Genomic DNA, 19,454 nt, shown 5'->3' with positions numbered 1-19,454 from the left:
GCGGAACAGGAATACTGGGGAGGCAGCGTGGCCCACGCAGCGGGGCGGCCGAGCAGCGACGACTTCTTGCCGATCGCCATCCTGCACACCGAGCAGGCGCACTCGGCGCGGCTCTACGACTACATACTGGGCGGCAAGGACAACTACACCGCCGACCGGGTCGCCGCGCACAAGCTGCTCCGGGCCTGGCCGGGGGTGAAGGACTCGATGCTGGCCAACCGGGCGTTCATGCACCGCGTCGCGACTTTCCTGGCCCAGGAGGCCGGGATCCGCCAGTTCCTCGACATCGGCACCGGCATCCCCATCTCGCCGAACCTGCACGAGGTGGTGCAGCGGACCGCGCCGGACGCGCGGATCGTCTACGTCGACAACGACCCGATCGTGCTGACCCACGCGCGGGCGCTGCTGACCGGCGCCCCGCAGGGGCGCACCGCCTACGTCGAGGCCGACATGCGCAGGCCCGAGACGATCCTGACCGCGCCGGCGTTCACCGACACCCTGGACCTGTCCGAACCGATCGCGCTGACGGTGATCGCGATGGTGCACCTGATCGCCGACGAGGACGCGTTCCCGCTGGTCGACCGGCTGGTACAGGCACTGCCGTCCGGCAGCTACCTGGCGCTGTCGACCTCGACCGCCGACACCGCTCCCGAGATGCACGAGGTGGCGCGGTTGTCGCGGGAGGAGGGCATCGACCTCCAACTGCGCAGCAAGGAGAAGGTCGAGGAGTTCTTCCAGGGGATGGAGCTGGTCGAACCCGGAGTGCAGCTCATCAACCGCTGGCGGCCCGGTACCGAGGTGGTGGAAGCCGACATCGCCATGTACGGAGGCGTCGCCCGCAAGCCCTGAGACCTGGTCCCTTGTGGACGGCGATCCGCCCCCCGCGGTGCTATCGGCCACGGGGCAGAACCGCCCGATAGGTGACCACGAGGGCTATCCGCGGCGCACCGAACTGCGCGTGTTCCCGCCGGATCCCTCGGACAAGGCCATCAAGCTGGGGCTCGTGCCGTACCACGACCTCGCGCCGAGGCTCAACGCCCTGCAACGGCGCAGCGACCGAGGTGGTCGGCCAGTCGACGCTCGGCCGCGACCTGTACGTCGCCGAAGCGACGATCCGGGCCGGGGTGCAGTATGCCGAGGCGAACCGGCGCGAGCTGGTCTCCGACCAGATCGCGCGGTTCCGGCGGGGCTGGGCAGGTGACCCGCAGCCGGAGATCCCCGACGGTTTCGTTCCCGGGTTCGGTCCCGAGGACCGCTACCGCGTGGAGTTCCCCCGCGCCTACGTGATCCCGGTGGGCGGGGGACAGCGGTCCGACGCGTCGGCGGCGCGGCTGGTGGACCACCGCGTCGCCAACGACGTCCGCGTCGGGCGGGCCAGGACCGGCTTCCGGCTCGCCGGCCGCCACTACCCGGCGGGTTCGTACGTGGTCGACATGCACCAGCCCAAGCGCGGGCTGGCCAACGTGATCCTGGCCGACGGCGCGGACATCTCCGCCGACGTGCCGCGGCTGTACGACATCTCGGGTTGGAGCCACCGGCTGCTGTGGGGAGCCTCGGTCGACGTCTCGCGCACCGACGCACCCCGGGTGCCCACGACGCCGGTCGCGGTCGCGGCACCGACCGGCGGGGTCGACGCCGCGCCGGGGCAGGACCTGCTGATCCGGCTGCTGGACGGCAAGGACGTCCGGGCGGTCAACGACCTGCTCGGCGAAGGGTTCGCGCTGCACCGCCGGGAGGACGGCACGGTCGTCGTGCCCGCTGCCGCGCGGCAGGCGGCGGCCGAGCGGCTCGGGGTGCGGTTCACCGCCGCTCCCGGTGGGCAACGCGGGCCGGTGATGCGCAAACCGGTGATCGCCGCCGCCGTCTCGCCCGACGAACTCGCGACGCTGCGCGAGATGGGCTTCGAGGTGCGGCCGGTTTCCACCGACGTGCTCAACGCGGGCTTCGACCTCACGCGGGTCGACGGCCTGTTCGTGTCCGCCGGGCTGGTCTACTCGGAGCTGTCCGCGCAGGCGCGGGCGCCGGTCGATGCCTTCCTGGCGCGCGGAGGCGTGGTGACCCGCGGAGCGGGCGGCGCGCGCTTCAACGCCGAGACCGGTCTGCTGCCGGCACGGGCCATTGCCGGACGCGACGACGCGAACGGGGTGGTGGCGGTGACGAACGCCGCGACCGCGATCGGCTCCGGCGCGCCGGAGCCTCCTTCGTCTACTCGCCGCTGTGGTTCACCGAGCTGGGGCCCGGCGTGGCGGCCGAGCAGCGCTACGCGCCGCGCGATCCGCTGGTGGCGGGCCACTGGCTGCCCGCGGCGGACGGGAACGGGCCGACGCAGGCGGCGGGTGCGGCCTCGGTGGTCTCGGGAGTGTCCGAGCGCGGCGCGCGATCCGTGCTCTTCGGAACCGAACCGCTGTTCCGGGGCCACCCCAAGGGCCTGTACGCGCAGGTCGGGCGGGCGGTGTTCTGGTCGGTGGGCTGAGCGCGCGGCGGTGTGCGGGGAATGTTCACCCCGCGTGCGGCGTTGCAGTCAAGGGCAACCGCCGCCCGCCGAAGGGTATGGGCCGGTCATGGGCGCCGCCTTCACAAGCCGCGCAGGGTTCGACTCCCTCGGTTGCCCCCGAGCCCGGTGGGACGTCACGTGGCGTGAACGGCCGTGGACGGCCACCCGCTACCGTCGGCGTAGGTCTCACCCCAGTAGAACGGGTTGAGCTCGACCAGCTTCCGCGCGGCCCACCCGTGGGAGCTTCCCGGATCGGCGACGGCGACCTGGACGTCGGGGCCCCACAGGGCGAGCCGTTCCTGGAGATCCCGCACGGTGCGAGGACGGCGATGCCGTCGCCCACGGGGTTTCCGGCAACGCATACCGAGGCCGTCACCCGGCTGCCGAGCGTGTAGGCCTGGCAGATCGCTCCGGTCTCCGCGCACAGCGTGGCGGACGCGTTGAGATTGTCGAGGCCGACGCTGGTCAGGATCCGGCCGTCGTCGAGGTAGACCGCTGCGGCCACGGCGTGCTCGGAGTCCGGCCACCGGTGGCGCATCTGCTCGATCGCCGCGTCGACAAGATGTTGGTCGAGTTCCACAGGCGCAGTATGCGTGCTCGGTCCAGTCGTTTTCCGTGCTGACCCGTCGCACGTGTGCCCTGCGGCCTTCAGCCCGCCGCGGTGGTGGGCGACCCGCCGAGCGCCTCGCTGATGCGCCGGGCCGCTGACACGACGATCGGGATCGCCCGCTCCGCGACGTCACGGCGGTGCGTGATGACGTTGATGGCCGCGGGGCTCTCGCCCGGCGCGGGGTGGATCGGCGCGGCGATGCCCGTGGACCCCGGCACGACCTCCTCGTGCGTGACGACGTGCCCGTCGCGCCGCGTCGTCGCGACCCGCTCCTGCTCGCCCTCGCGGGGGCTGCCCGCCGCGAGCAGGGCGATGCCCGCCGCGCCCCGCTCCAGCGGATCCCGGTTGCCGATGCCGTAGGAGAAGCGCGGTCCAGGGCCCGGCGGCTCGATGACCGCGACGGCCACCGCCGACCCGTTCTCCGGCACCACCAGGCACGTGGTGGCGTCCAGCTCGGCGGTCAGCTCCCGCAGCACCGGCGTCGCGACGTCCAGCAGCCGCGGCCGCACCCGCTCGGCGAGGGTGAAGAAGTCCAGGCCGACCCGGTACCGCCCCTGCTCGTCCCTGGAGACGAAGTTCTGCCTGGTCAGCGCCATCAGCAGCCGGTAGGCGACCGAGCGGTGCACGTCGAGGCGGGTCGCCACCTCGCTGGCGCCGAGGCCCTCCGGCGACTCGGCCAGCATCCGCAGGACCCGCAGTCCGCGTTCGAGGGTTTGCGACCCGTCCGGTTTCCGCTCAGCAGACACGTGCACTCCGGTTCGGCTCCGAGGTCTTGACACGCCCGAAACCCCGGAAAGATAGTTGATGCAATCTTTGTAACAGCAGTGCTCGATAGTTGCAACAACCTTGAGGTGGTTGTGTACTTCACCCCGCGCCGCTACGCGTTCACCCCGCCCCCGGAGGCCGACTCGGTCGTGGTCGTCGGCGCCGGCCCGGTCGGGCTAGCCCTCGCCCTCGGCCTGGCCCGCCGAGGCGTCCGGGTGACCGTGCTGGAGGCCGGGGACTCGGTATGCGCCGGAAGCAGGGCGATCTGCCTGTCCCGCCATTCGCTGGAGGTCCTGGAGAGGCTCGGCGTGGGGGAGCGGTTCGCCGAGCTGTCCCTGCCGTGGACCTCGGGTCGCAGCTACTACCGCGACACCGAGGTCCTGTCCTTCGACATGCCGAGCGGGGCCGGCGACGCGCACCCGCCGATGGTCAACATCTCGCAGTCGGTCGCCGAGCAGGTGCTGGTCGATGCGATCGAGGCGACCGACGGTTGCGAGGTGCGCTGGAGGTGCCGCGTCGTCGACTGCACGCGCCACGACGACCACGCGGTCCTCGAGGTGGAGACGCCCGAGGGGCCGGTGCGGGTGCGCGGCGACTGGGTGGTGGCCGCCGACGGCGCCCGCAGCACCGTGCGAGAGGCGCTGGGTCTGCGGCTCGACGGCACCAGTTACGAGGGCCGCTACGTCATCGCCGACATCCACTGGCCCGCCGCGCTGCCCACCGAGCGCCGGGTCTGGTTCGACCCGCCGAGCAACCCGGGCTCGACGATCGTCCTGCACCGCCAGCCCGACGACATCTGGCGGGTCGACTACCAGCTGCAGCCCGGCGCCGACCCCGAGGTGGAAACCGATGAGCAGCGCGTCCGCGAACGGATCGCACGCCACCTGGACTGGCTGGGCGACGACCGGCCCTGGACGCTGGAGTGGACCAGCCTCTACCGCGCGCACGCGTTGTCGCTGGACTCCTACCGGCACGGCCGGGTGCTGTTCGCCGGCGACGCCGCGCGCTTGGTCCCGATCTTCGGGGTCCGCGGCCTGAACTCCGGGCTGGAGGACGCCGACGTCCTGGCCTGGATGCTCGCCGCGGTGGTCGACGGTGAGGCGGGACCCGCGCTGCTGGACGTCTACGCGACCGAGCGGCGCGACGCGTGGTGCCAGAACGTGGCCGAGGCGGAGAAGAGCACGTTGTTCATGACCCCGGGCACCCGGGGCTACGAGCTGACCCGCGACGCCGTGCTGGCGCTGGCGGGCCGCCGTCCCGCGTTGCGCGAGTTGGTCAACCCGCGCCAGTCGAGCGCGACGCACAGCCGGACGTCCCCGCTGACGCTGCCTTGCGACGCGCCGGGTCTGCGACCGGGCGACCCGGTCCCCGACCGCGTCGTGCGCACGTCCGCGGGCACGTCGAGCCTGAACTCGTTGCGGGGACGGGATTTCGCGTTGCTCGGCTTCGGCGTCGCCACCGCGGAGCTGGGCGAAGCGGTGTCCGCGCTGGCCGCCCGGACGGGCGTCGGCGTGCGAGGGCTGACCACCGGAGCAGGAGGGGACCATCCGGCGGTCAGCGCGTTCGACGACGTCGGCGGCGCGCTGGCGGCGGAGTTCGGAGCCGGACCCGGCGAGGTCTTCGCGATTCGCCCGGACGGCCTCCTGTTCGGCAGGCTCCCGGACTTCAGCGGGGCTGCGGACGTCGCCGATCTCATCGTCACGGGAGGTCACCGATGAACGGGCACGCCGAGTTCGTCTGGCGGTCGGTCAGCGAGGCGCTCGACGCCGTCGAGGACCGCGAGGCGTTCCTCGTGCGCCTGGTGCTGCTGACCGCGCTCGACCACCTCGACGCCGACCAGCTCACCGGTCTCATCGCCGAAGCGCGCGACGCGTGCTGACCCGCCGGACCACGACGATGCCAGGAGCCGCCACGTGACCGCACCGACCGAGCCCGCTCGGGCACCCCGCCGGGAGTTCGGCAAGATCGTGGCCGCCGGCCTGGCGGGCACGACGATCGAGTTCTACGACTTCTTCCTCTACGGCTCGGCCGCCGCGCTGGTGTTCAACAAGGTCTTCTTCCCGGCCGGGGACCCGGTCACCGGGGTGCTGCTGGCACTGGTCACCTACGCCGTCGGCTTCCTGGCGCGCCCGGTCGGCGGGGTCCTCTTCGGACACCTCGGCGACCGGCTGGGGCGGCGCAGGACGCTGGCGCTGAGCCTGACGCTGATGGGCGGGGCGACGGTGGCCATCGGCCTCGTGCCCTCCTACGAGACGATCGGCGTGGCCGCACCGGTCCTGCTCACGGTCCTGCGGCTGGTGCAGGGCGTGGCGCTGGGCGGCGAGTGGGGCGGGGCGATCCTGCTGGTGACCGAGCACGCCGACGCCCGCCGCCGCGGGTTCTGGGCGAGCTGGCCGCAGACCGGCGGTCCGCTGGGCAACCTGCTGGCCACGGGTGTGCTGGCGCTGCTGGGACTGGCCGTCACCGACCAGGCGTTCGTCGAGTGGGGCTGGCGGCTGCCGTTCGTGGTCTCGGCCGTGCTGGTCCTGGCGGGGCTGTGGCTGCGGCGCGCGGTGCAGGAGTCGCCGCTGTTCGCCGAGCTGCGCGCGTCCGGTGCCGCCGAGCACGGCAAGGCCCCGATCGGCGTCGTGCTGCGCCAACACCGGCGCGAGGTCGTGCTCGCGACCATGGCCAACGTCGGGGAGAAGACGACCTACTACGTCTTCAGCATCTTCCTGCTCTCCTACCTCGCCGAGCAGCTGCACCTGCCCAAGGGCGTGGGCCTCACCGCGGTCGCCGTCGGCTCGGTGTTCCAGGTCGCCGCGATGCTCGCCGGTGGCGCGCTTTCCGACCGCTTCGGCCGCCGGGGGCTCAACATCGCGCTCGCGGTGCTCATCGCGGTCTGGGGCTTCGTAGGGCTGCCCATGGTCGACGGCGGCAGCCCGGCGACCATCACGCTGGTCGTCGTCGTGGGGCTGACCCTGCACGGGCTGATGACGGGCGCGCAGGTCGCGTTCTTCACCGAGCTGTTCCCCAGCGCGGTGCGCTACACCGGCGCCTCGCTGGGCTACCAGCTCGCCACCGTGCTCGGCGGGTCGCTCGCGCCCATCATCGGGGTGGGCCTGATGAAGCGCTTCGGTTCGACGCTGCCCGTCGGCGTGTTCCTCGCGGTGGCCGAGCTGTGCACCGTGATCGCCTTCCTGCGGGCGGGCGAGACCGGGCACCGGCGGCTGAGCGACATCGGCGCGCCGGTCGAGACGTCCGGGCAGCGCACCTGATCTGCCCCTGGTGGAACTCCGCAACCGAGGAAGGAACGCGAGATGGCTTACTACCGCTGTGTGGGCGATGTGCCGCCGAAGCGGCACACCCAGCACCGCACTCCCGACGGTGGCCTCTACTTCGAGGAGCTGATGGGCGAGGAGGGTTTCTCGGCGGACTCGTCGCTGCTGTACCACCGGGCGATCCCGTCGGCGATCGCCGACGCCACCGAGTGGGAGCTGCCGGACCTGTCGACCCGGCCCAACCACCCGCTCAAGCCGCGGCACCTGAAGCTGCACGAGCTGTTCCCGGGCGAGTCGTGGAAGGCCGCCGACGTGGTGACCGGCAGGCGGCTGGTCCTGGGCAACGCCGACGTCCGCATCTCCTACGCCGCCGCGGGGGAGGCCTCGCCGCTGTACCGCAACGCGGTCGGCGACGAGTGCGTCTACGTCGAGTCGGGTGAGGCGGTCGTGGAGACCGTTTTCGGGGCGCTGACGGCGAAGCAGGGCGACTACGTGCTGCTGCCGCGCGCGACGACGCACCGGTGGGTCCCGCAGGGCGGGGAACCGCTGCGCACCTACTGCATCGAGGCCAACAGCCACATCACCCCGGCCCGGCGCTACCTGTCGAAGTTCGGCCAGCTTCTGGAGCACGCGCCGTACTGCGAACGGGACCTGCACGGGCCTGCCGAGCCGCTGCTGGCCGAAGGGACCGACGTCGAGGTCCTGGTCAAGCACCGGGGCGGCGGCGGTTCCGTCGTCGGCACCCGCTACGTCTACCCGGAGCACCCGTTCGACGTCGTCGGCTGGGACGGCTGCTTGTACCCCTACACCTTCAACATCTCCGACTTCGAGCCCATCACCGGCCGCGTGCACCAGCCGCCGCCGGTGCACCAGGTCTTCGAGGGCAACAACTTCGTGGTGTGCAACTTCGTGCCCCGCAAGGTGGACTACCACCCGCTGTCGATCCCGGTCCCGTACTACCACTCCAACGTGGACAGCGACGAGATCATGTTCTACTGCGGTGGCGACTACGAGGCGCGCAAGGGCTCCGGCATCGGCCAGGGCTCGGTGTCGGTGCACCCCGGCGGCCACTCGCACGGTCCGCAGCCCGGTGCCTACGAACGCAGCATCGGCGTCGAGTTCTTCGACGAGCTGGCGGTCATGGTCGACACGTTCCGGCCGCTGGAGCTGGGCGAGGGCGGGCTGGCCGCCGACGACCAGCGCTACGCCTGGACCTGGTCGGGGAGGGGGCCGGCGTGACCCCACCGCTGCTGAGAGGTCTGGTCGACGACGCGGGGCTGTTCCCTCCGACGGCGCTGGAGATGGATGCGGCGGTGGCCCGCCACCGCGCGGACCTGGCGTCGGCGGAACCGATGCTCACCCACCGCTTCCTGTGCCCCGCGAGCCGGATCGGCGAGCTGCGGGAGCACCTGACCGGCGCCGACCACGTCGAGGTGGGGCTGATCGCCGACCGGGGCGTGTCGGGACTGGCCGAGACGTGCGCCGAGCTCGGCGGGGATCCGCGGACGTCGCTGGCGCTGGTCGAGGTGCCGATGGCCAAGGTCGCCTCCGTCGGCGACCTGCTCGCCGTGGTGCCCGACGGCGTACCGGTGTTCCTGGAACCGCCCTCGGCCGCCGACGTCGGCCAGGCGCTCGACGCGGTGCACGCGGCGGGCGGCGAGCGGGTGCTCGGCGCGAAGCTGCGTTGCGGTGGTGTGCGCGCGGAGCTCTTCCCCACGCCGCACGAGGTCGCGAGCTTCATCGTGGCGTGCGTCGCGGCGGGTGTGCCGTTCAAGGCCACGGCCGGACTGCACCACGCCGTGCGCCACCGCGACGCGACCACCGGCTTCACCCACCACGGCTACCTCAACCTGCTGCTGGCGAGCGCGGTGGCCGCGGCCGGTGGCGCCGGGCAGGACGTGCTGGCGGCGCTGGAGATCGACGATCCCGCCGAGCTCGCCGGGCGGATCGCCGCGCTCGACGAGCAGACCGCGCACCGGACGCGGCGCGCGATGCTCAGCTACGGCTCGTGCAGCACCAGCACACCGGTCCGGGAGGCGGGCGAACTGGTTCCGACGACAGGAAAGGACCGACAGTGACGTTGCAGAGTTGGGTTCCGGTGCCGGCAGGCTCGCACTTCCCGGTGCAGAACCTGCCGTACGGGGTGTTCGAGCCGTCCGGCGGCGGCGCCGCGCGGGTCGGCGTCGCCATCGGCGAGCACGTCCTCGACCTGGCGGCCGCGCTCGGCGACGAGGTGTTCGCGCGGCCGAGCCTCAACGCCTTCATGGCACAGGGGCGCGAGCGCTGGCACGAGGTGCGGGCCCGGGTCGTCGAACTGCTCACCGTCGAGGCGAACCGGCCCGAGGTCGAGCCCGCGCTGCACCGCGCCGCGGACGTGCGGCTGCTGCTGCCGTTCGAGGTCGCCGACTACGTCGACTTCTACTCCTCGGAACACCACGCAGCCAACATCGGCCGGATGTTCCGCCCGGACTCCGAACCGCTGACCCCGAACTGGAAGCACCTGCCGATCGGCTACCACGGCCGGGCGGGCACCGTGGTGGTGTCGGGCACCCCGGTCGTGCGGCCCAGCGGTCAGCGCAAGCCCCCGCAGGCCGACGCGCCGAGCTTCGGTCCGTCGCAGCGGCTGGACATCGAGGCCGAGGTGGGCTTCGTCGTCGGCACCGGCTCGGAGCTGGGCACGTCGGTCGGCGTGGCCGACTTCGCCGAGCACGTGTTCGGGGTGTGCCTGGTCAACGACTGGTCGGCCCGCGACATCCAGGCGTGGGAGTACGTGCCGCTCGGGCCGTTCCTGGGCAAGTCGTTCGCGACGTCGGTCTCGCCGTGGGTCGTGCCGCTGGAGGCGCTGGAGGACGCGAGGGTGGCGCCGCCGGAACGCGCACCGGAGCCGCTGCCCTACCTGCGCGACGGCGAGCAGGACTGGGGGCTGGACCTGGCGATGGAGGTCCGGCTCAACGGCCACCTCGTCTCCCGGCCGCCGTTCGCCTCCATGTACTGGACCCCGGCGCAGCAGCTCGCGCACATGACGGTCAACGGCGCGTCGCTGCGCACCGGCGACTTCTACGCCTCGGGCACCGTCAGCGGCCCCGAACCCGAGCAGCGCGGTTCGCTGATCGAGCTGAGCTGGGGCGGGCGGGAGCCGATCGAGCTGCCCGGCGGCGGCACCCGGTCGTTCCTGGAGGACGGTGACGAGATCAGCATCAGCGCCACCGCGCCGGGCGCGGAGGGCACCACGATCGGTTTCGGCGAGGTCGTCGGCCGCATCCTGCCGGGCTGACATCCGGCCTCGCGGTCTGCCGGGCCCGCCCGGCAGACCGCGAGGCGGCATCACAGGTCGAACTCCGCTCGCCGGTCCTCCGGAACCAGCTCCAGGTACTCCGGGTGGCGGGCGATCCAGGAACGCACGAACGGGCAGTGGGGGAGCACCTCGAGCCCGCGTTCGCGTGCGCTGTCCAGCACCGCCCGGACGAGCCGGCTGCCCAGCCCCTGGCCTTCGAAGCGGTCCCCGACCTCGGTGTGCAGCAACGAGATCGTGCTGCCCCGCAGCCGGTAGTCGACGAAACCGGCCGTCTCGCCGTCGCCGCGGATCTCGAACCGGGCGTCGCCGGGGTTGTCGACGGTTTCTGCCACGTGTCCCTCCAACGTCGTCGCCTCGCGCAGTATGCCTCGCACCGGTGCCCGAGTAGCGTTGGTGCGGTGAGCAACGTGGAGCGGGATCCCGCCGAAACCGTGTGCGGCGGGGTCGCCACCGCGGCCGAACCGGAAGTCGAACTCCTCGAACCGCGCGAGGTCCCGCTCGGCGGACCCCGCGCGATGACCGTGGGCCGCACGTTGCCCAACCGGAACCGGCGCATGGTGGGCGCCTGGTGCTTCGCCGACTTCTACGGCCCCGTCGGCATCGCGGGCCAGGCGGGCATGCAGGTGCCGCCGCACCCGCACATCGGCCTGCAGACGGTGAGCTGGCTGCTGGACGGTGAGGTCCTGCACCGCGACAGCCTCGGCAGCCGTGCGCTGGTGCGGCCCGGCGAGCTGAACCTGATGACGGCGGGCAGCGGCATCTCGCACTCGGAGGAGTCGCCCGCCGAGCACTCGCCGGTGCTGCACGGCGTGCAGCTCTGGGTCGCCCTGTCCGGAGACCAGCGCGCGGTCGGCGCGCACTTCGAGCAGCACGTGGACCTGCCCGTGCTGAGCGCCGCGGGCGGTGCGGCCACCGTCCTCATGGGACGGTTGGACGGCGCGGTCTCGCCTGCGAAGACCTACACCCCGCTGCTCGGCGCCGAGGTGGCCGTCGGCGGGGCCGACTTCTTGCTGCCGCTGGAACCGAACTTCGAGCACGCGGTCCTCGCGCTGCGCGACGGGCTCACCGTCGACGGACGTCCGGTGGCCACCGGCACCATGCTCTACCTCGGCCGGGGACGACGGGACATCTCCTTCGGCGGACCGTCCACCGCGCTGCTGCTCGGCGGGACGCCGTTCGAGGAGCAGATCGTGATGTGGTGGAACTTCGTCGGCCGCGACCACGACGAGATCGCGCGGGCGCGGCTGGACTGGGAGGCGGCGCGCGAAGCGGCCGATCCGGGGAGCCGCTTCGGAGCGGTGCTCGGGTACGACGGGCCGCCGCTGGCCGCCCCGGCGCTGCCCAACGTCGCCCTGCGTCCACGCGGCCGCCGTCGCTGAAAGATCCTATCTATCCGTCAATCTTCTGCGACTCACGTCAGCCGGTTCGAGCACGCTTGGGTCTTGCGCGGCGAAACATCGGATGTATAGCCTCGGTGCCCGGTGACGCACGGCACAGGGGCCGCCCTCGCGGCCGCTCCGCCGGACCTCTCTCGGCCGTGCGCGCGCAGGTCCGTCCGGCTGCCGTGAGGAGACTCCCGTGTCCGATGTCCGAGCCGCCGGACGGAGCCGCGTGGACGGTCCCGGCGCCGAGCCGACCGGGGAGCGGCTACCCGCCTTCGTCTACGTCGTGGCGGTGCTCGGGGGTATGTCGGGCATCCTCTACGGCTACGACGTCGGGTCGATGTCGGGCGCGCTGCCGCTGATCAGCGAGGACTTCGGGCTCGGCGCGGGCGGGCAGGGTCTGGTCACCAGCATGCTGCTGTTCGGCGCGCTGCCCGCGATCGTCGGCGCGACCATCGCGGCGCGGCGCTTCGACCGGCGCCACCTGCTGATCGTGTGCGGGGCGTCGTTCGTGCTCGGCTCGGTCGGGTGCGCGCTCGCGCCGAGCGCCGCCGTGCTGATGGTGTTCCGGTTCGTGCTCGGGCTGGCGTGCGGCATCGCCAACCAGTTCGGCCTGATCTACCTCAGCGAGCTGGCGCCGAAGCGGATCCGCGGCCTGCTGACCGGTACCTACCAGCTCGCCGTCAACATCGGCATCCTGCTGGCCTACGTCATCGGGTCGGTGTTCGCCGGCAGCGGGCTGTGGCAGTGGATCCTGGGCCTGGGCACGGTGCCCGCTCTGGTCTTCCTGGCCGGGATGGTCATTTCGCCTGCGAGCCCGCGCTGGCTGCTGGCCCGGGGCAGGCGCGACGAAGCGGTCCGGGTGTTGGAACGGGTCCGGCCCGGTCGGCGCCAGGCCGAGCGGGAGGCCGACGAGATCGAGCGCAGCCTCCGGCAGCAGACTGCGGGGTTCGCCGAGCTGTTCGGGGCCTACCGGCCGGCGATAGCGCTGACGCTGGTGCTGACGTTCTTCCAGGTCTTCACCGGGATCAACTCGGTGGTCTACTACGCGCCGATCATCTTCGCCGACGTCACCGGCGGGTCCAGCTCTGCGGGCACGATAGCCAACTACGGCGTCGGCATCGCGCTGGTGGTCTCCACCGCGATCGCGCTGCCGCTGATCGAACGCCTCGGCCGCGTCCCGCTGCTGGCCACGAGCCTGGCCGCGCAGGTGCCGCCGACGGTGCTGCTCGCGTTCTTCCCGGACCACACCTGGCTGGCGATCGGGTGCGTGTTCCTCTACACCTTCGCCTTCGGTATCGGGCTGGGGCCGGTGTTCTGGCTGCTGTGCCCCGAGGTGCTGCCGCTGCGCGTGCGCGCGCTGGGGATGGGCGTCATCACCTTCACCCAGTACCTGCTCAACGCCGCCTCCTCCCTGGTGTTCCCGTCGGTGCTGGAGGTCGTGGGGACCTGGGTGTTCCTGGTGTTCGCCGGGCTCTCGGCGGTGGCGTCCTGGTACGTGCGGACGCGGGTGCCGGAGACCGGGGGCAGGTCGCTGGAGGAGATCGAGGACCACTGGCGAACCCGGGAGGCACCGGGTGCACCGACCCGTTGATCGTTTTCGCCGGACGCCCGGCGGAACAGGGATGGATGTTTGGAGAGTCGTGTGAGACTGCTGCGCGTGGGGCCCGCCGGAGCCGAGCGGCCGGCCGTGCTGGATGCCGAAGGCCGGATCCGGGACCTGTCCGGGGTCACCGGCGACATCGACGGCGACTTCCTGGCCGGTGGCGGTGTCGAGCGGGTCCGCGGAACCGACCTGGGCACCCTGCCGGAGCTCGCCCCCTCGACGAGGGTCGGACCGCCGGTGGCGCGGCCGGGCAAGATCGTGTGCGTCGGGCTGAACTACTCCGACCACGCCGCCGAGACCGGCGCCCCCGAACCGGCCGAACCGGTGCTGTTCATGAAGGCGCCCAACACCATCGTCGGGCCCGACGACGAGGTCCTGGTGCCGCGAGGCAGCGTGAAGACCGACTGGGAGGTCGAGCTCGCGGTCGTGATCGGCCGCACGGCGCGCTACCTCGCCGACGACGAAGCCGCGATGGCCTGCGTGGCGGGCTACGCGATCTCCAACGACGTCTCGGAACGGGAGTTCCAGCTCGAACGCGGCGGCCAGTGGGACAAGGGCAAGTCCTGCGAGACGTTCAACCCCATGGGGCCCTGGTTGGTCACAGCCGACGAGATCGCCGACCCGCAGCGGCTCGGTCTGCGGTTGCGGGTCAACGGGGAAACCCGCCAGGACGGCGACACCGCGAACATGATCTTCGGTGTGGCCGAGATCGTCCGCTACCTCAGCGGGTTCATGGTGCTGGAGCCCGGCGACGTGATCAACACCGGCACCCCGGCCGGTGTCGCGATGGGGATGCCCGAGCCCAAGCCTTACCTGCGGGCGGGCGACGTCGTGGAGCTGGAGATCGACGGGCTCGGCAGCCAGCGCCAGAAGGTGGGGCAGGCCTGATGGGTGCGGAGATCACGAGCCTGCGGACTCACGACGTCCGCTTCCCGACCTCGCGGGACCTCGACGGCTCCGACGCCATGAACGCCGACCCCGACTACTCGGCCGCCTACGTGGTGATCGGAACCGACGCCGGGCTGGAGGGCCACGGGTTCGCCTTCACCATCGGCCGCGGCAACGACGTGCAGACCGCGGCGATCCGCGCGCTGGAGCCCTACGTCGTCGGGCTCGCGCTCGACGAGGCGCTGGCCGACCTCGGCGGGGTGTGGAAGCGGATGGTGCACGACTCCCAGCTGCGCTGGCTCGGCCCCGAGAAGGGCGTCATGCACATGGCGGTATCGGCAGTGGTCAACGCGCTGTGGGACCTGCGGGCCAAGCGCGAGGGCAAGCCGGTGTGGAAGCTGCTCGCCGACCTGACGCCGGAGCAGATCGTCGAGCTCGTCGACTTCCGCTACCTCACCGACGCGCTGACGCCGGGCGAGGCGCTGGAGATCCTGCGCCGCGCCGAGCCCGGCAGGGCGCGGCGGGAGGCCGAGCTGCGCGCCACCGGCTACCCGGCCTACACGACCTCGCCGGGCTGGCTCGGCTACGACGACGACAAGCTGCGCGGGCTGTGCGAGCAGGCGGTCGCCGACGGCTTCGGCCAGATCAAGCTGAAGGTGGGCGGCGATCTCGACGACGACATCCGCAGGCTGCGCATCGCCCGCGAGGCCGTCGGACCCGGCGTCCGGATCGCCGTCGACGCCAACCAGCGCTGGGACGTCGGCACCGCGATCGACTGGGTGCGCGCGCTGGCCGAGTTCGACCCCTGGTGGGTCGAGGAGCCGACCAGCCCGGACGACGTCCTGGGCCACGCGACCATCGCGAGGGCGATCGCCCCGGTGCGGGTCGCCACCGGTGAGCACGTGCAGAACCGGGTGGTGTTCAAGCAGATGCTGCAGGCCGGGTCGCTGTCCTACCTGCAACTGGACGCCGCCCGGGTGGCCGGGGTCAACGAGAACGTCGCGATCCTGCTGCTGGCGGCCAAGTTCGGGGTACCGGTGTGCCCGCACGCAGGCGGCGTCGGGCTGTGCGAGCTGGTGCAGCACCTGTCGATGTTCGACTACGTGGCGGTGTCGGGTTCGAAGGAGGACCGGGTGATCGAGTACGTCGACCACCTCCACGAGCACTTCGCCGACCCGGTCGTGGTCCGCGACGGCCACTACGTCGCGCCCACCGCGCCGGGTTTCGGGGCCGCCATGCTGCCGCGGACGCTGGCCGACCACGCCTACCCGGACGGACCCGTGTGGGCCACGAGTGAGAACGGGAGCGGTGCGTGAAGGACTTCGAGGGACTCGGCGCGGTCGTGACCGGCGGCGGATCGGGCATCGGCCTGGCCGTGGCCCGGACGCTGGCGCAGCGCGGAGCGGCCGTGGCGTGCCTGGATCTGGACCCGTCGGAGGCTCCCGGTACCGGCCTGCGCGCCGACGTCACCGACGAGGAGTCGGTGAACGCCGCGGTCGCGGCGGCCGCGCGGCAGCTCGGGCGGATCGACGTCCTGGTCAACAACGCCGGGATCGGGGCGCAGGGCACCGTCGAGACCAACTCCTACGACGAGTGGCAGCGGGTCTTCGATGTCAACGTCCTCGGACTGGTGCGCGCCACCCGGGCCTGCCTGCCGCACCTGCGGCGCTCCCCGGCGGCCGCGATCGTCAACACCTGCTCCATCGCCGCGACGGCGGGGCTGCCGCAGCGCGCGCTCTACAGCGCGAGCAAGGGCGCCGTGCAGTCGCTGACGCTGGCGATGGCCGCCGACCACGTCGGCGAGGGCGTCCGGGTCAACTGCGTGAACCCCGGCACCGTCGACACCCCGTGGGTGCGCCGGTTGCTCGCCGCGGCCGACGACCCGGAGGCGGAGCTCTCGGCATTGGAGAAGAGGCAGCCGACGGGCAGGCTGGTGTCGGCGGAGGAGGTCGCCGCGGCGGTGGCCTTCCTGGCGAGCCCGTCGGCCGGGGCCACCACGGGCACCGTCCTGGCCGTCGACGGCGGGATGCACGGACTCAGGCTCCGCAGGTGAGCGCGGGAGGGCAGATGCAGCGGATCGCCTTGCACACCAGGCTGGAACCCGGCAGGGAAGCCGACTACGAGCGGGTGCACGCGGTGATCCCGCCCGAGCTGGACGCGGCCCTGCGCGAGGCCGGTGTGCGGACCTGGCGCATCTGGCGCGACGGCCTGGACCTCTTCCACGTCGTGGAGGTCGCGGACTACCGGGCCATGCGCCGTGCGTTGCGCGACCACCCGGCCAACGTCGCGTGGCAGGAGCGGATGGCCGAGCTGCTCGCGGTCGAGGACGACTACTCCGGCGACGACACCGGCCTGCCGCTGGTCTGGGAGCTCCCGTCGTGAAGCGGGTGCGGCTGGGCCGGTCGCGGGTGCGAGTGAGCGGGCTCGGCTTCGGCGGCGCGGTGATCGGCAACCTCTACCGCGAGGTCGCCGAGGACACCGCGCTGGCGGCCGTCGACGCCGCGTGGGAGGCGGGCGTCCGCTACTTCGACACCGCACCGCACTACGGGCTCGGCCTGGCCGAACGCAGGCTGGGCCGGGCGCTGGCGGACCGGCCCAGGGACTCCTACGCGCTGTCGACCAAGGTCGGGCGGTTGCTCGTCCCGCGGCCGGACGCCGCCGGGCAGCGCGACCACGCGGCGGGTTTCGACGTCCCGGCCGACCACGTCCGGCAGTGGGACTTCAGCGCCGACGGCGTGCGCCGCTCGCTGGAGGAGAGCCTGCGCAGGCTCGGCGTGGACCGGGTCGACGTGGTCCTGCTGCACGATCCCGACGACCACTGGGAACAGGCCGTCGGCGAGGCGTACCCGGTGCTGCACGAGTGGCGGGACCAGGGCGTGGTCGGTGCGATCGGCGCGGGCATGAACCAGTGGCCGATGCTGGAGCGCTTCGTCACCGAGACCGACATCGACGCCGTGATGCTCGCCGGGCGCTACACGCTGCTGGAGCAGTCCGCGTCGGACACGATGCTGCCGGAATGCCTGCGGCGCGGTGTCTCGGTGCTCGCGGCCGGGGTCTTCAACGGCGGGCTGCTCGCCACCGACGCCCAGGCACCGGACGCGATGTATGACTACCGGCCCGCGTCCCGGGAGCTGCGGGCGAAGGCCGAGCGCATGCGCGAGGTCTGCCGCGCCCACGGCGTCAGCCTCCCGCAGGCCGCCATCGCGTTCGCCGCCGGCCACCCCGCGGTGGCCGGCGTCGTGCTCGGGATGCGGTCGGCCGACGAGGTCGTGCGCAACGCCGAACTCCACGCCAGGCCCGTGCCGCGGCAGCTGTGGGCCGACCTGGTGGCCGCCGGACTGCTGCGTCCGGACGTCACCGCGCGCGACTCCTGAACGGGCCGCGAACGCCGGTCAGCGGCGAACAGCGTCGAGCCGGCGGCCGCGCGGCGCAGCTTTTCCGGACGGCTCGCCGGGTCAGCTCGAAGACCGCGGCACACCCAGCGCACTGCGGAGCCACTCCTCGACCCCCGCCACGTGCACCGTCGCCCACGCCCGCGCGACGTCGGGCTGACGCGACTCGATCGCGTCGCAGATCGCGGCGTGCTGCTCGCGGGTGCGGCGGACCGCCCCCTCCTGGGTGAGCCCCCGCCAGATGCGCGCCCGCGCGGTCGAACCGGAGAGCCCCTCGATCAGCGAGCACAGCACGGTGTTGCCCGAGCCCGCCGCGATCCGCCGGTGGAACTCCAGGTCGTTGGCGACCAGCACCTCCACCGAGGGGTCCTCGCCCAGCTCGTCCAGCACGGCGCGCAGCCCCGCGATGTCCTCGTCGCTCATCGCGGTGGCGGCCATCGCGGTCGCGGCGGGTTCGAGGATCCGGCGGACCTCGAAGAACTCCAGCACGCTGTCGTCCTGGTGGAAGTCCACCATGAACGCCAGCGCGTCCAGCAGCAGGTTCGGCTCCAAGGTCGTCACGTAGGTGCCGTCGCCCTGGCGCACGTCGAGCACGTGGATCAGCGACAGCGCCTTCACCGCCTCCCGCAGCGAGTTGCGGGACAGGCCCAGCCGTTCGGCGAGGTCGGCCTCCTTGGGCAGCTTGTCCCCGGGGCCGAGCTCACCGGTGACGATCATGGATTTGATCTTCTCGATCGCCTCGTCCGTGACTGGCACCGCGCCACCCTCTCCGCCGTCCTGACCAGTGTTCGAGGATACCGGCCGCGCGGGGCGGCGGAGCCGGTCACGGGTGGTGCACCAGCGCCTGCTCCAGCGGCTTGCGCGCGAGGTCGGGCACCTCGCAGTCGGCGGCGGGGTAGCCGACCGGGAACAGGATGTACGGGCGTTCGCCGCGGGGACGGCCGAGGATGTCGTTGAGGAAGCCCATCGGGTTGGGCGTGTGGGTCAGCGTGGCCAGGCCCATCGCGTGCAGCGAGCTGATGAACATCCCGCAGGCGATGCCGACGCTTTCGTTGACGTAGTAGTGCTTTCGCCTGCGGCCGGTCTCGTCGGTGGAGTACTTCTGCGCGAACACCACCACGATCCACGGCACGACGTCGAGGTAGTCCTTGTCGGCGCCCGTCTCCAGGCGCGCCAGCGCGCCGTGCCACTCCTGGAGGTCGTCGCGGCCGTAGAAGGCGCGTTCCTCGGCTTCGGCGGCGAGCCGGATGCGGTGCCTGGTCTCCGGGTCCCGCACCGCGACGAACGTCCACGGCTGCTGGTGCGCGCCGCTGGGAGCGGTGTTGGCGGTGCGCACCGCGAGTTCGATGGCCGCTGCGGGTACCGGGTCGGGGCTGAAGAAGCGGACGCTGCGCCGCCGTGCGAGCAGGTCGTGCAGGGCCTGCCCGCGCCGCAGCCCCTCGTCCACCGGCACCCGCTCCGGCCGGTACGGGACGAAGGGGTGCGAGTGCGGACGAGGCGACGGCGCGGCGGGCATGGAGATCTCCTTCCGGGAGCGCGGTCAGCATGCGGGCGCAGACGGTTGGCGCGCAATACCGCCGACCGGCGCCGCCCAGGTCGGCGGCATCGCGCGGAATGCTGAACGAACTCGGTCCGGAACCGAGGAAATGGGTGCCCGAAATCGGCCGCGCGACCCTTTTCGCAACCGCGCGGGTGTTGTCGGCCGGACCGCCCAGAATGGTCCGGATCCGGTCGCCGAGGGCGAACTGCCGCTTTTGGTTCC

19 protein-coding genes and 1 pseudogene are annotated in these 19,454 nt (G+C 72.4%); 15 read left to right on the top strand and 5 right to left on the bottom strand.

Features of this window, described 5'->3' with window-relative positions; all coding sequences use genetic code 11:
* The first annotated feature begins 27 nt into the window (after window positions 1–27).
* Together SACE_RS19155 and SACE_RS19150 are read left to right on the top strand one after the other, a co-directional pair.
* On the top strand, window positions 28–849 hold the full coding sequence (locus tag SACE_RS19155) for an SAM-dependent methyltransferase (protein ID WP_009944791.1): 822 nt from the start codon (window positions 28–30) through the stop codon (window positions 847–849).
* Window positions 850–1,061: 212 nt separating this feature from the next.
* Window positions 1,062–2,702, top strand: a complete 1,641-nt coding sequence (locus SACE_RS19150) for a hypothetical protein (protein ID WP_011874196.1) — start codon at window positions 1,062–1,064, stop codon at window positions 2,700–2,702.
* 159 nt (window positions 2,703–2,861) lie between these two features.
* Here SACE_RS19150 and SACE_RS39335 read toward each other — a convergent pair.
* Together SACE_RS39335 and SACE_RS19140 are read right to left on the bottom strand one after the other, a co-directional pair.
* A pseudogene (locus SACE_RS39335) lies at window positions 2,862–3,032 on the bottom strand (cytidine/deoxycytidylate deaminase family protein); the annotation flags it as partial.
* Between the two features lie 110 nt (window positions 3,033–3,142).
* Window positions 3,143–3,850: an IclR family transcriptional regulator gene (locus SACE_RS19140; protein WP_143538166.1), complete on the bottom strand. Its 708-nt coding sequence runs from the start codon at window positions 3,848–3,850 to the stop codon at window positions 3,143–3,145.
* A gap of 105 nt (window positions 3,851–3,955) precedes the next feature.
* On the opposite strand from SACE_RS19140, the gene SACE_RS19135 reads away from it, so the two are divergent.
* From SACE_RS19135 to fahA, 6 genes are read left to right on the top strand one after another with little or no spacing between them, the layout of a single operon-like run.
* Window positions 3,956–5,587, top strand: a complete 1,632-nt coding sequence (locus tag SACE_RS19135; RefSeq protein WP_231849696.1) for an FAD-dependent oxidoreductase — start codon at window positions 3,956–3,958, stop codon at window positions 5,585–5,587.
* Window positions 5,584–5,748 (top strand): hypothetical protein, encoded by a 165-nt coding sequence (locus SACE_RS38355; protein WP_009944797.1) that lies wholly within the window; start codon window positions 5,584–5,586, stop codon window positions 5,746–5,748. The genes SACE_RS19135 and SACE_RS38355 overlap by 4 nt, the downstream gene beginning before the upstream one ends.
* Before the next feature lie 34 nt (window positions 5,749–5,782).
* Window positions 5,783–7,126, top strand: a complete 1,344-nt coding sequence (locus SACE_RS19130) for an MFS transporter (RefSeq protein ID WP_009944798.1) — start codon at window positions 5,783–5,785, stop codon at window positions 7,124–7,126.
* Between the two features lie 42 nt (window positions 7,127–7,168).
* Window positions 7,169–8,368, top strand: coding sequence for a homogentisate 1,2-dioxygenase (locus SACE_RS19125; protein ID WP_009944799.1), 1,200 nt, complete (start codon window positions 7,169–7,171; stop codon window positions 8,366–8,368).
* Window positions 8,365–9,207, top strand: coding sequence for a hypothetical protein (locus SACE_RS19120; RefSeq protein ID WP_009944800.1), 843 nt, complete (start codon window positions 8,365–8,367; stop codon window positions 9,205–9,207). The genes SACE_RS19125 and SACE_RS19120 overlap by 4 nt, the downstream gene beginning before the upstream one ends.
* A complete protein-coding gene (gene fahA, locus SACE_RS19115) occupies window positions 9,204–10,403 on the top strand; it encodes a fumarylacetoacetase (protein ID WP_011874194.1) in 1,200 nt (399 codons plus the stop codon). The genes SACE_RS19120 and fahA overlap by 4 nt, the downstream gene beginning before the upstream one ends.
* Before the next feature lie 50 nt (window positions 10,404–10,453).
* Here the strand turns inward: fahA and SACE_RS19110 are convergent, their stop codons facing one another.
* On the bottom strand, window positions 10,454–10,756 hold the full coding sequence (locus SACE_RS19110; RefSeq protein WP_009944802.1) for a GNAT family N-acetyltransferase: 303 nt from the start codon (window positions 10,754–10,756) through the stop codon (window positions 10,454–10,456).
* Between the two features lie 66 nt (window positions 10,757–10,822).
* Between SACE_RS19110 and SACE_RS19105 the strand changes: the two genes are divergently transcribed.
* The 7 genes from SACE_RS19105 (at window position 10,823) to SACE_RS19075 (ending at window position 17,674) form a co-directional block, all read left to right on the top strand.
* The gene (locus SACE_RS19105; RefSeq protein WP_009944803.1) at window positions 10,823–11,803 is read left to right on the top strand and encodes a pirin family protein; all 981 of its coding nucleotides are present in this window, start codon (window positions 10,823–10,825) and stop codon (window positions 11,801–11,803) included.
* Between the two features lie 199 nt (window positions 11,804–12,002).
* Window positions 12,003–13,400, top strand: a complete 1,398-nt coding sequence (locus SACE_RS19100; protein ID WP_231849695.1) for a sugar porter family MFS transporter — start codon at window positions 12,003–12,005, stop codon at window positions 13,398–13,400.
* Between the two features lie 51 nt (window positions 13,401–13,451).
* A complete protein-coding gene (locus tag SACE_RS19095) occupies window positions 13,452–14,300 on the top strand; it encodes a fumarylacetoacetate hydrolase family protein (protein WP_009944806.1) in 849 nt (282 codons plus the stop codon).
* Window positions 14,300–15,616 (top strand): L-fuconate dehydratase, encoded by a 1,317-nt coding sequence (locus tag SACE_RS19090; protein ID WP_009944808.1) that lies wholly within the window; start codon window positions 14,300–14,302, stop codon window positions 15,614–15,616. Before SACE_RS19095 ends, SACE_RS19090 begins: the two co-directional genes overlap by 1 nt.
* Window positions 15,613–16,353: an SDR family NAD(P)-dependent oxidoreductase gene (locus SACE_RS19085; RefSeq protein WP_009944809.1), complete on the top strand. Its 741-nt coding sequence runs from the start codon at window positions 15,613–15,615 to the stop codon at window positions 16,351–16,353. The genes SACE_RS19090 and SACE_RS19085 overlap by 4 nt, the downstream gene beginning before the upstream one ends.
* Window positions 16,354–16,367: 14 nt before the next feature.
* The gene (locus tag SACE_RS19080; RefSeq protein ID WP_009944810.1) at window positions 16,368–16,682 is read left to right on the top strand and encodes an L-rhamnose mutarotase; all 315 of its coding nucleotides are present in this window, start codon (window positions 16,368–16,370) and stop codon (window positions 16,680–16,682) included.
* Window positions 16,679–17,674 carry an aldo/keto reductase gene (locus tag SACE_RS19075; protein ID WP_009944811.1) on the top strand — a complete coding sequence of 332 codons (996 nt, stop codon included), beginning with the start codon at window positions 16,679–16,681 and terminating at the stop codon, window positions 17,672–17,674. Before SACE_RS19080 ends, SACE_RS19075 begins: the two co-directional genes overlap by 4 nt.
* Window positions 17,675–17,755: 81 nt before the next feature.
* On the opposite strand, the gene SACE_RS19070 is transcribed toward SACE_RS19075, so the two are convergent.
* Together SACE_RS19070 and SACE_RS19065 are read right to left on the bottom strand one after the other, a co-directional pair.
* The gene (locus tag SACE_RS19070) at window positions 17,756–18,448 is read right to left on the bottom strand and encodes a FadR/GntR family transcriptional regulator (RefSeq protein ID WP_009944812.1); all 693 of its coding nucleotides are present in this window, start codon (window positions 18,446–18,448) and stop codon (window positions 17,756–17,758) included.
* Window positions 18,449–18,515: 67 nt separating this feature from the next.
* Window positions 18,516–19,208: a nitroreductase family protein gene (locus SACE_RS19065; RefSeq protein WP_009944813.1), complete on the bottom strand. Its 693-nt coding sequence runs from the start codon at window positions 19,206–19,208 to the stop codon at window positions 18,516–18,518.
* Window positions 19,209–19,454 lie beyond the last annotated feature (246 nt).

Source organism: Saccharopolyspora erythraea NRRL 2338, assembly GCF_000062885.1.
Taxonomy (GTDB): Bacteria; Actinomycetota; Actinomycetes; order Mycobacteriales; family Pseudonocardiaceae; genus Saccharopolyspora_D; species Saccharopolyspora_D erythraea.
Note: the sequence above shows the minus strand (reverse complement) of the source record. Positions and strands in the feature narration are given on the sequence as shown.